Origin of the sequence: Micromonospora sicca (assembly GCF_003172935.1) — a bacterium.
GTDB classification, from domain to species: Bacteria; Actinomycetota; Actinomycetes; order Mycobacteriales; family Micromonosporaceae; genus Micromonospora; species Micromonospora sicca.
On the sequence record NZ_QGKS01000288.1, the window covers coordinates 22,479 to 33,269 of the forward strand.

At 73.4% G+C, this 10,791-nt stretch carries 9 protein-coding genes and 1 pseudogene; 7 read left to right on the forward strand and 3 right to left on the reverse strand.

All coding sequences use genetic code 11. The annotated features are described in order from the left end of the window. Positions 1-36 precede the first annotated feature (36 nt). The 5 genes from sigM (at position 37) to DKT69_RS23775 (ending at position 4,774) form a co-directional block, all read left to right on the forward strand. Complete coding sequence (sigM, locus tag DKT69_RS23755; protein WP_236648188.1) at positions 37-834, forward strand: RNA polymerase sigma factor SigM; 798 nt, start codon at positions 37-39, stop codon at positions 832-834. Continuing rightward, positions 831-1,898 carry an RsmA family anti-sigma factor gene (locus DKT69_RS23760; RefSeq protein WP_109803717.1) on the forward strand — a complete coding sequence of 356 codons (1,068 nt, stop codon included), beginning with the start codon at positions 831-833 and terminating at the stop codon, positions 1,896-1,898. The genes sigM and DKT69_RS23760 overlap by 4 nt, the downstream gene beginning before the upstream one ends. Before the next feature lie 193 nt (positions 1,899-2,091). Beyond that, positions 2,092-3,045: a thioredoxin-disulfide reductase gene (gene trxB, locus DKT69_RS23765; RefSeq protein WP_109803718.1), complete on the forward strand. Its 954-nt coding sequence runs from the start codon at positions 2,092-2,094 to the stop codon at positions 3,043-3,045. 37 nt (positions 3,046-3,082) lie between these two features. Continuing rightward, a complete protein-coding gene (gene trxA, locus DKT69_RS23770; RefSeq protein ID WP_091199733.1) occupies positions 3,083-3,406 on the forward strand; it encodes a thioredoxin in 324 nt (107 codons plus the stop codon). Between the two features lie 207 nt (positions 3,407-3,613). Next, positions 3,614-4,774: an N-acetylmuramoyl-L-alanine amidase gene (locus DKT69_RS23775; protein WP_109803719.1), complete on the forward strand. Its 1,161-nt coding sequence runs from the start codon at positions 3,614-3,616 to the stop codon at positions 4,772-4,774. 7 nt (positions 4,775-4,781) lie between these two features. Here DKT69_RS23775 and DKT69_RS23780 read toward each other — a convergent pair whose 3' ends face one another. Then, positions 4,782-5,447, reverse strand: a complete 666-nt coding sequence (locus tag DKT69_RS23780) for a GNAT family N-acetyltransferase (protein WP_109803720.1) — start codon at positions 5,445-5,447, stop codon at positions 4,782-4,784. Between the two features lie 289 nt (positions 5,448-5,736). On the opposite strand from DKT69_RS23780, the gene DKT69_RS23785 reads away from it, so the two are divergent. Continuing rightward, on the forward strand, positions 5,737-7,050 hold the full coding sequence (locus DKT69_RS23785) for an aminotransferase-like domain-containing protein (protein ID WP_109803721.1): 1,314 nt from the start codon (positions 5,737-5,739) through the stop codon (positions 7,048-7,050). 7 nt (positions 7,051-7,057) lie between these two features. Continuing rightward, positions 7,058-8,056 (forward strand): D-alanine--D-alanine ligase family protein, encoded by a 999-nt coding sequence (locus DKT69_RS23790; protein WP_109803722.1) that lies wholly within the window; start codon positions 7,058-7,060, stop codon positions 8,054-8,056. Between the two features lie 92 nt (positions 8,057-8,148). Here DKT69_RS23790 and DKT69_RS23795 read toward each other — a convergent pair whose 3' ends face one another. After that, positions 8,149-8,988 (reverse strand): hypothetical protein, encoded by an 840-nt coding sequence (locus DKT69_RS23795; protein ID WP_109803723.1) that lies wholly within the window; start codon positions 8,986-8,988, stop codon positions 8,149-8,151. A 1,576-nt stretch (positions 8,989-10,564) separates the two neighbouring features. Further along, a pseudogene (locus DKT69_RS23800) lies at positions 10,565-10,791 on the reverse strand (IS982 family transposase); the annotation flags it as partial.

Consider the following 10,791-nt stretch of genomic DNA (forward strand, 5'->3'; position numbering starts at 1 on the left):
GCCGCTGTCCGGGCACCACTCCCGCCGGACGTGGTGATGGACGACCGCGGCGAAGAACGGGCCGGCGTACCGACGGGCGGCGTACGCGGCACCCCGGTGGCCGTGCCGACCCGCGCCGGGCCGGGCGCCGGGACCACCGACATCGAGCTGCTCCGCGCCCACGTGGCCGGCGACCGGGACGCCTTCACCGAGCTGTTCCACCGGCACCGGGACCGGCTCTGGGCGGTGGCGCTGCGTACGCTCGGCGACCGGGAGGAGGCCGCCGACGCCCTCCAGGACGCCCTGCTCTCCGCGCACCGCGCGGCGGCCCGCTTCCGGGGCGACTCCGCGGTGACCACCTGGCTGCACCGGATCGTGGTGAACGCCTGCCTGGACCGGATCCGCCGGCGCCAGGCGCACGCCACGGTCCCGCTGCCCGACGGCGTGCACACCGACGGCGAGCCGGGCCGGCACACCGGCGGGGTGGAGCCCGCCGCCCCGGTCCGGGACCACGACACCGCGCTGGTGGTGCGGCAGGCCCTGGCCGAGCTGCCGGTCGAGCAGCGCGCCGCGCTGATCCTGGTGGACGTGCAGGGTTATCCGGTGGCCGAGGTGGCCCGCATCCTCGGCGTCGCCGAGGGAACCGTGAAGAGCCGCTGCGCCCGGGGTCGGGCCCGGCTGGCCACCCTCCTCGGTCACCTGCGGACCGGTGCCGACGACCCGCCGTCGGTGCCGCGCCCGACCGGCCGTGCCGCCGCCGACATGCCGCGCGTCACGGCGGGGAACCCGCGACCGCCGGAGGGCGTCGAATCGGCGCCGGGATGGTCCCGGGCCGCGACCGAGGAGGAGACGTGAGCACCGGGAAGTTCAGCGAGGTCGACCACGACCTGCTCGCCGACTACGTCGGCGGCGCGCTGGACGGCACCCCGGAGCAGGTCAGGGTCGCCCGCCTGGTCGAGGAGGACCCCGCGTGGGGCGGGGCGTACGCCGCGCTGGCGCCGGCGGTGGAGCTGGTCCGGGCCGATCTGGCCGACTGGGCCGCCGCTGCCGTACCCGACATGCCGCTGGCCCTCGCGGACCGGATCGCCGCGGCGCTGGCCGGTGCCGGACCGGCCCCGACGCCGGCCTCCGCCGAACCGCTCGACGCCGCCGGGCCGCTCGACACCGCCGGGCCGGCGCAACTGCCGATGCCGAGCGGACCGGACGGCGACGGCGCGGAGCCGGTCGTCGGCGGACGGCTTCGAGCGGCCGGGCACCCCGTCGCCGCGTCGGGCACCGTGCCGGCGCAGGCGACCGGCCAGCGGCGCACCGGCCGGCGCGTCCGACCGGCCGAGGGTCCGGTCCGGGGCAGCGGGCCGGGGCGCGGGCGACGACGCTGGGCCCGGATGGCCGGTCCGGTCGCCCTCGCGGCGGCCTCCCTCGCTGCCGCCGGACTGGGCCTGAACCATCTGGTCGCCAGCCGGAACGACACGGCGGTGACGGCCGACAGCGCCGGTGCCGCCGGCCCGCTGGCGGCCGAGCCGTTCCGGACGACCGGCCCGCCGCGCCGCAGCGGCACGGACTACACCCCGGAGCAGTTGTCCGGCGCCAGCTCGCTGAAGGCACCCCCGGCGGCGGCGGGCGGCGGCCGGGAGACCGGGCAGGCGGCGCCGGAGAACGAGCGGTTCTCCGCCGCCGGCGGGCTCGACCGGCTCACCGGCCGGGACGCGCTGGACGCCTGCCTGAGGGAGATCACCGCGGAGCACGGGAGCGGGGCGGTGGCCGTGGACCTGATCGACTACGCGTCGTTCCAGGGGCGGCCGGCGCTGGTCGTCACCTTCGTCGACACGGCCGGCGCCCGGTGGGCGTGGGTGAGCGGACCGGAGTGCGGCGTCCCCGGGTCCGGCGCGGACACCCGCTTTCGGACGCGGGTAGGGTGAGATCGCGGTCATCGGCGGCTGCCGTTCCACGTGACGTGACCCACCGGATGACCGGTTCGGGAATCGCCGCTTCGTACGATGACGTTCTGCAAGTCAGGCGCCGACGCCGCTGAGCCGTCGGCACTCGGATCGACATCGTCCCGGCGGCAGAGCAGCCGGAACGGATGACGAACACACACATCGGGAGACGGCAGTGGACGAGGTCCGCAACCTGATCATCATCGGCTCCGGGCCGGCCGGTTACACGGCGGCCGTCTATGCCGCGCGCGCCAACCTCAAGCCGCTCGTCATCGAGGGCGTGCAGTCCGGTGGCGCGCTGATGACCACCACCGAGGTGGAGAACTTCCCCGGTTTCGCGGACGGCATCCTCGGTCCCGAGCTGATGGACAACATGCGCAAGCAGGCCGAGCGGTTCGGCGCCGAGTTCCTGACCGACGACGTCACCCGGGTCGAGCTGACCGACACCGGCGACACCGGGTCCGGCGCCACCAGCACCGTGTGGGTGGGCGAGACCGCGTACCGGGCGAAGGCCGTGATCCTCTCCACCGGCTCCGCCTGGCGTCCGCTGGGCGTACCCGGCGAGCAGGAGTACCTCGGCCACGGCGTGTCGTCCTGCGCGACCTGTGACGGCTTCTTCTTCCGGAACCAGCACATCGTCGTGGTCGGCGGTGGCGACTCGGCGATGGAGGAGGCGAGCTTCCTGACCCGGTTCGCGGACTCCGTCACCATCATCCACCGCCGCGACGCGTTCCGGGCCAGCAAGATCATGGCGCAGCGGGCGCTCGGCAACGACAAGATCAAGGTCGAGTGGAACAGCACCGTCGAGGAGATCTTCGGCGCCGACGGCAAGGTCAGCGGGGTCCGGGTCCGCAACGTGCACACCGGCCAGACCAAGGTGCTGGACGTGACCGGCGTCTTCGTGGCGATCGGTCACGACCCGCGCAGCGAGCTCTTCCGCGGCCAGGTGGAACTCGACGACGAGGGGTACGTGAAGGTGCAGGCGCCGAGCACCCGGACCAGCATCCCGGGTGTCTTCGCGGCCGGCGACGTGGTCGACCACACCTACCGGCAGGCCATCACGGCGGCCGGTACGGGCTGCGCCGCCGCCCTGGACGCCGAGCGCTTCATCGCCACGCTGCAAGGCTGAAACATCTTCAGAAATAGTTCCCGGAGGAGGGTTCATAGTGGGAGCAACCAAGGCGGTCACCGACGCGAGCTTCGCGAGCGACGTGCTGAAGTCCGACAAGCCGGTTCTGGTGGACTTCTGGGCGGAGTGGTGCGGGCCGTGCCGCAAGGTGTCGCCGCTGCTGGAAGAGATCGCGGGCGAGATGGGTGACCAGGTCACCATCGTCAAGCTCAACATCGACGAGAACCCCGAGACCGCCCGGGCCTACCGGGTGATGTCCGTGCCGACCCTCACCGTCTTCAAGAACGGCGAGCCGGTGCAGTCCATCGCCGGCGCCAAGCCGAAGGGCGAGCTGGTCAAGCTCATCGAGTCGGCGCTCTGACCCGAATCCCGACCCCCGAACCCCCGCACCCGATCCGGGTGCGGGGGTTCGCGCTTTCCGTCGACCCCCACCCGCGGCGACGCTGACCTGCGCGAACCCCGGGTCGGCCGGTGACCGGTCACGGTACGCTCCGTAGGCATCCGCAGAGTCTCACCTCGTGCGACCGCGGGGCCCGGCCAGCCAGCATCCGCGCAGAGGGGGTCGTGCGTGCGTCCGATCCGACCCGGTGACCGGGGACCCGCGGTGACGGAGATCCGTACCGTCCTCACCGGCCTGGAGCTGCTCCCCTCCGGCGGTCACGGCGACGAGTTCGACGTGGCGACCGAACGCGCCGTCCGGGCGTTCCAGCAGTCCCGCGGCCTGAGCGTGGACGGCCGGGTGGGCACCGAGACCTGGCAGGCGCTGGACGCGGCCCGCTGGCGGCTCGGCGCCCGCACGCTCTACCACGCCGTACCGAAGCCGCTGATCGGCGAGGACGTCCGCTCGCTCCAGGAACGCCTGCTGGAGATGGGGTACGACGTGGGCCGCGCCGACGCCATCTACGGCATCCGTACCTCCCGCGCGGTCGCCCAGTTCCAGCGCGAGATGGGGCTCAAGCCGGACGGCGCCTGCGGCCCGCACACCATGAGCGCGCTGCGCCGCCTCGGCCGGAAGGTGGTCGGCGGGCGCCCGCAGTGGCTGCGCGAGTCGGACGCGATCCGGCAGGCCGGACCGACGCTGGTCGGCCGGACCGTGGTGATCGACCCCGGGCACGGCGGCACCGACCCGGGCGAGGTGGTCCCGGACGGCCCGCTGCGCTGGACCGAGGCGGACCTCGTCCACGACCTGGCCAGCCGGCTGGAGGGGCGGCTCGCCGCGGCCGGGGTACGGGTGCAGCTCACCCGCGGCCCGGCCCCGCTCACCTGCCTGCCCGACTCCGACCGGGCGCAGCTGGCCAACTCGCTTGGCGCCGACGTCTTCATCTCGCTGCACACCGACGGCCACGCGAACCCGGCGGCGAACGGGGTGGCGACGTACCACTACGGCACCGACAACGGCGTCACCTCGGCCACCGGGGAACGCCTCGCCGGCCTGGTGCAGCGGGAGATCGTGGCCCGGACCGGGCTGCGGGACTGCCGTACCCACGCCAAGACGTGGGACCTGCTTCGGCTGACCAGGATGCCGGCGGTACGGGTCGAGGTCGGCTACCTGACCTCCCCGGAGGACCGCGCCCTGCTGGTCGACCCGCGGTTCCGGGACCGGGTGGTCGAGGCGATCGTCGCCGCGGTGCAGCGGATGTACTTCCCGATCGAGCGGGACGTGCCGACCGGCTCGATCGACGTGAGCGAGCTGCGGGCGGTGGTGGCCGCCGGCACGGTCGTCGACTGAGGCGACCTCAGAGCCCGCTGGACCGGGTGGCCGGGGCCGGGCGCACCGGGCGCAGCAGGGTCTCCGGGCTCATCGAGCCGAGCAGCTTCTCCAGCGCGTACTCGACGTCGGACTTCCAGCTCAGCGCGGTGCGCAGCTCGAGCCGCAGGCGGGGGTAGCGCGGGTGCGGGCGGACCGTCTTGAAGCCCACCGACAGGAAGAAGTCGGCCGGCGCGACGCAGGCCCGGGTCGGGTCGTCACCGTCGCCGAACTTGGCGTCCCCGAACGCCTCGATCGCCTTGATGCCGCGCTTGGTGAGGTCCCGGGCGACGCCCTGGACGAGCATCCGGCCCAGCCCGCCGCCGGCGAAGGCGGAGACCACGTTCGCGGTCATCAGCAGCGCGGCGTCCGCGGAGACCGGCGAGGTGGGGAAGGCCATCGAGCGCGGGACGTACGCCGGCGGGGCGTACATGACGAAGCCGGCGGGCATCCCGTCGACGTACGCGAGCTTGCCGCAGGAACCCCACTCCAACAGCGTCTGGGAGACCCAGGCCTCCTTCTCCAGGCCCGGGTCACCGGCGGCGCACGCCCGGTCGGCGGAGACCGGGTCCAGCTCCCAGTAGACGCACTGCCGGCACGGGCGGGGCAGGTCTTCCAGGGTGTCGAGGGTCAGACTGACCAGACGTCGCGACATCAGCGCACCCCACAACTAGGCTCGGGGGTGAAACAGCGCGGTCCGGCACCGCTTCCTGCCCCCGACGAGCGATCGTACGCCGCTACCCGACCGTACGGGAGAGGACGCGCGAACGCCCCACCCGGGCCGGTGCGGGCGGGTCCGGGATGTGGACGCACCCTCATGTCCCGCGCCGGTACCGGCCGGTGGGGACTACCATCGACCAACCGGCCCCGTGCCGCCATGGTCGCCGACATCGCGGGTACCACACCGCGCGGCAGCCCCGCCGACACCCGATCGAGGTGATGTCATGACCGGCACGACGCTCGACGACTACACCGACCGGTACGCCCGCCGGGTCCGGGGGATGACGGCCTCCGAGATCCGGGCGCTCTTCGCGGTGGCCAGCCGGCCGGAGGTCGTGTCGCTCGCCGGTGGGGCACCGTACATCGCGGCGCTGCCGCTGGACGCGGTCGGTGAGATGCTCGGGCGGCTCGGCTCGGAGCACGGCGCCACCACGCTGCAGTACGGGATCGGCCAGGGCACGCTGGAGCTGCGCGAGCGGATCTGCGAGGTGATGACCCTCTCGGGCATCGACGCGGGCTGCGGCGCCTCACCGGAGGACGTGGTGGTGACCGTCGGCGGCCAGCAGGCGCTGGACCTGGTGGCCCGGCTCTTCCTCGACCCGGGTGACGTGGTGCTCGCCGAGGGCCCGACCTACGTCGGCGCACTCGGGGTGTTCCAGGCCGCCCAGGCCCAGGTCGTGCACGTGCCGATGGATGACGAGGGGCTGATCCCGGAGGCGCTGGAGACCGCCATCGCCGACCTGGCCCGGGCCGGGCGGCGGGTGAAGTTCCTCTACACCATCCCGACGTACCAGAACCCGACGGGCGTGACCCTGAGCGAGGAACGCCGCGAACGGGTGCTCGACATCTGCGAGCGCGCCGGCCTGCTGGTGGTGGAGGACGACCCGTACGGCCAGCTCGGTTTCGAGGGTGAGGCCCCCGCGCCGCTGCGGGCCCGGCGCCGTGACGGGGTCTTCTACCTGAGCACCTTCTCCAAGACCTTCGCCCCCGGCCTTCGGGTGGGGTGGATCCTGGCCCCGCACGCCGTCCGCGACAAGCTGGTCATCGCCAGCGAGGCGCAGATCCTCTGCCCCAGCGGGTACGCCCAGGCGGCCGTCTCGACGTACCTCGGCACCATGCCCTGGCGGGAGCAGCTGAAGGTGTACCGGGAGGTCTACCGGGAGCGCCGCGACGCGATGCTCGCCGCGCTGGCGGACCTGATGCCGGCGGACACCACCTGGACCACTCCCGGGGGTGGCCTGTTCGTCTGGGCGACCCTGCCCGACGGCCTCGACTCGAAGGCGATGATGCCGCGGGCCATCGCCGCCCGGGTGGCGTACGTGCCCGGCACCGGCTTCTACGCCGACGGCGCGGGCGGCGGCAACATGCGGCTCAACTTCTCCTTCCCGCCGCCGGAGCGGATCCGGGAGGGCGTGCGCCGGCTGGCGGGCGTGATGGAGCAGGATATCGCGATGCGCCGGGTCTTCGGCACCGTCGGTGGGTCCGGGACGCGTCGCCGCCAGGGCGGCGCGGACGCGCCGGGTCCCGACTTGGCATGATTCCCGCATGGCTGTCACCTCCACTGCCCGGAATCCCGTGACCGATCCCGCCGTCACCGCAGAGCTGCACGTCCTGGTGCTCGCCGGCGGGCTCTCCTACGAGCGGGACGTCTCGCTCCGGTCCGGCCGGCGGGTGCTCGACGCGCTGCGGGCCGTCGGCGTGGAGGCCGAGCTGCGGGACGCCGACGTGGCCCTGCTGCCGGCCCTGGCGGCCGACCCGCCGGACGCTGTGGTGATCGCCCTGCACGGCGCCACCGGCGAGGACGGCTCGCTGCGGGGCGTGCTCGACCTCTGCGACGTCCCGTACGTGGGCTGCGACGCCCGTGCCTCGCGGCTCGCCTGGGACAAGCCGTCGGCGAAGGCGGTGCTCCGCGAGGCGGGTATCCCCACTCCGGACTGGGTCGCCCTGCCGCACGACCGCTTCTCCGAGCTGGGCGCGGTCGCGGTGCTGGACCGGATCGTCGACCGGCTCGGCCTGCCGCTGATGGTCAAGCCCGCGCAGGGCGGCTCCGGACTGGGCGCCGCCGTGGTCCGGGACGCCGCGTCGCTCCCGGCCGCGATGGTGGGCTGCTTCGCGTACGACCAGACGGCGCTGGTGGAACGCTACGTACCCGGCATGGACGTGGCGGTGTCGGTGCTCGACCTCGGCGAGGGCCCGCAGGCACTCCCCCCGGTGGAGATCGTTCCCCGCAACGGCGTCTACGACTACGCCGCCCGCTACACCGCCGGCCGGACCACCTGGCACGCCCCGGCCCGGCTCGACCCCGAGGTGGCCGAGCGGGTGGCCGAGGTGGCGCTCGCCGCGCACGCCGCGCTCGGCCTGCGGGACCTCTCCCGGGTCGACCTGATCGTCGACGCCTCGGGCCAGCCGCACGTGCTGGAGGTCAACGTCTCCCCGGGCATGACGGAGACCTCGCTGCTGCCGCTGGCGATCCAGGCGGCCGGACTGGACTTCGGCCGGGTGCTCGGATCGCTGGTGACCCGGACCGCCGCCCGCCGCCGCTGACCTTCCGCCAAGGGAAGCCGGACTCCGCACGGAGACGAGGCGTCCCGGAACGCCGCCGGTGCCGCGCGCGCTGACACCGGCCCACTCCGCTCTCAGCCCGCGCGGCTCTCCGACACCTCGTTGCGCCCGCTCTCCGGCTTGTCCCCGGCTCCGCTCTCCGGCTGTCCGTCGGCTCCGCTCGCCAGCTCCTCGTCGGCTCCGCTCTCCGACTTCTCGTCGGTCCCGCCGTCGGGCTCCTCCTCCGTTCGGCCCTCCGGCTCCGGGATCTCCTCGGCCGCCTCGATCACGGAGACGGCCTCCTCCTCACCGGCGTCGGCATCCGTCGCCGTCACCGCGGAGAAACTCGACGGCGCCTGCCAGTGGATGCGCGGCGGCTCGGCCAGCGGGCGACCGCCGAACTCGGCCAGCCACGCGGCGACCATGGCGAGGTTCTCCCGCCACTGCGCCTCGGGGATCGGCGGCAGGATCGAGTCCCAGAGCGAGAGGAACGTGCCGCGCAGCTGAAGCCGCCCGTGCGGCCGGGCGAGGAACCACATGTGCAGATGCGCCGAGCCGTCGCCCCACCGGTTGACGTGGACCCGGGCGACACCGTCGAGGGATCGGATGGCGCGCTCGAGGCGCACGGTCATCACGCCCAGCTCGGCGGCGAGCAGGTTCGGCAGGTCGCCGAGGTCGAGGTGCGACCGCGACTCCAGGATCAGCACCATCGGCAGGCCGGTCGGGCGGTCCATCGCCCGCACGCGCCACCGCTCACCCACCCAGATGTAGGCCTCGTCGGGGGCGTTGCAGGCGGTGCATTCCCGGTCTTCCTCACCGCGGCGGGGAGGTTCGACCGAAACCGGGTCATCGAGCTGCTTGACGCGAAGGTCGCCCTCGAAGGGGAAGGAGGGCCACTGGGTGAAGTCCGGAACTGAGGGAGGGGTGTCCTGCACGACGCTGACCCTAACCGAGACGGGGGACCCCTGTCCCTACCCGTTTCGCCGGTCGTCGCCCGGACACGCAGCGCTCTTCGTCGATCAGGCAGGGGCGGGCCGGAAAGGCTCGCTCGGCTCCGTACGCCCTTGTCCACCACGTTGTCCACAGGCCGCTGAGATCACGACCACGCCGCGTCATCCACAGGTCAGCACACGTTTCTCAGCGCTGTTTCACGTGAAACGGGGGGTGCCTGTGGAAAACCGCTGTGGATAACCGAGGCGACGCCGACTGGGCGACGCCGTCCCTGCCGCGCCTCCCGCTGAACCCTCTCTTCCTAACGAGCCAGCCCGGGATCGGCACCGCCTCGGCGTGGCATCTTTCCGGTCCGCCGAGCGTCTGAACGGTGGGCGCCTTCGGCCCCCGACGCGGTTGCTCGTAGGGGCAACTGACCGGGTCGGCGGGGGTGCGTTGACTGACTGTCGAGCGGTGAGCCCGGGAGCGCACCGGACCGCGAACGCTGAACGAGGAGTGGGCAAGGATGGCGGTAGATCAAGGCGCCGCCGTACCGCCGCCGGCCTGACGGCCGCGCCGGAGCCTGAGCATCGGAGGTACGCCGGGAGGTGAGCGGCGAACGAACCCCGGTCGGGCCGGGGCGGGAGAAAGGCCGTGCCGGACCCGGGCGGGCGCGGGGACGGCATCTTCGGGCGGGCCGGATCGAGCCCGGCCGGCAGGACAGCCGCAGGTGCGCGGAGTCGGCGCCGCCTGGCTGCGCGCGATGGACGTGGTGGGCGGGAGCCGGCCCACCGGCCGCCGGGATGTCCGGGGCCAGGGCGACATCGACCTCGCCGGGGGCACTGGGGAACGTGGACGCGCCGGGGCGCAAGCCGACTTCGGGACGCCGAGCCGGAGGGGCATGGGCGGACGTCCGTGCCGCGGGCGTAAGCGGGACTCGTGAACGCCCGGGTCTCGTGCGAGTAGCGAACATCCCCGTGTCCCTGGCCCACAACGGCACGTCGTCCGGAAGCTGGGGGGGCGCGGACACGTGGGTCCGCCAGGGCGCGGACCATCGCCGCCAACTGAGGACGCCAGCCGGGGACCGAGCGGATGCAGTGGCACGCCGCAAGCTGAGGTGGCAGCGCGTTTCACGTGAAACCGCGAGCGGGCTCCCGGGCGATTCCGCTTCGGTCGGTCCTCGCGAACGACGCGCCCGGCGGCCCGGCTCGACCTCGATCTGTTGGTGGAACGTGCCGGCGGGTGGCGACCTTGGCGGCACGGACGCCGTGGACTCTGGCCCAGTCGGATCGGCGGCCCCGAGAGTTCAATGTCGGGGGCACACGGGCACGAACGGACGTCGCGGCCCCGTTGAGGAACGGCCGGCTTGCGTTCGGGAGCACGCCTTGAGCGCCTCGCGGCCAGTCAGCAAACCGACCGGAGAGTCGACGGCACTGCTGATCAATCGCACTGGACTAGACCCGCACCCCGCACCCGCAGCCGCCACGACTAGCTGGCACCCGGCGAGAGGCGTTCCCGGAGCCCGGCAGGCCTACAAACCTGAAGCCAACGACTAGCAACTAGATGATCGATTCCAAGGGGTCAGTGGTCGTAGGCGGTCAGGGATCGCATGGTCGGTTGGCCGGTGTGCCAGTTGTGCCAGATCGCGGCGGTCAGGGCCAGGACGCGTTGCAGGATCCGCACGGTGACGCCTGTGATGGTGCGGCCGCCGTGTTGTTCGAGGTCGAGTTGGCTCTTGAGGGTCTGGTTGACCGATTCAATGCTCTGCCGCACCGCCCGCAGCAGGCCACGACCGGGGCGCGCCGGTT

Excerpts from the sequence above, each read along its gene's own strand:
- sigM (WP_236648188.1), top strand. The coding sequence starts at position 37 with ATGGACGACCGCGGCGAAGAACGGGCCGGCGTACCGACGGGCGGCGTA.
- DKT69_RS23790 (WP_109803722.1), top strand. The coding sequence starts at position 7,058 with ATGGCTGTCACCTCCACTGCCCGGAATCCCGTGACCGATCCCGCCGTC.
- DKT69_RS23785 (WP_109803721.1), top strand. The coding sequence starts at position 5,737 with ATGACCGGCACGACGCTCGACGACTACACCGACCGGTACGCCCGCCGG.
- DKT69_RS23780 (WP_109803720.1), bottom strand. The coding sequence starts at position 5,447 with ATGTCGCGACGTCTGGTCAGTCTGACCCTCGACACCCTGGAAGACCTG.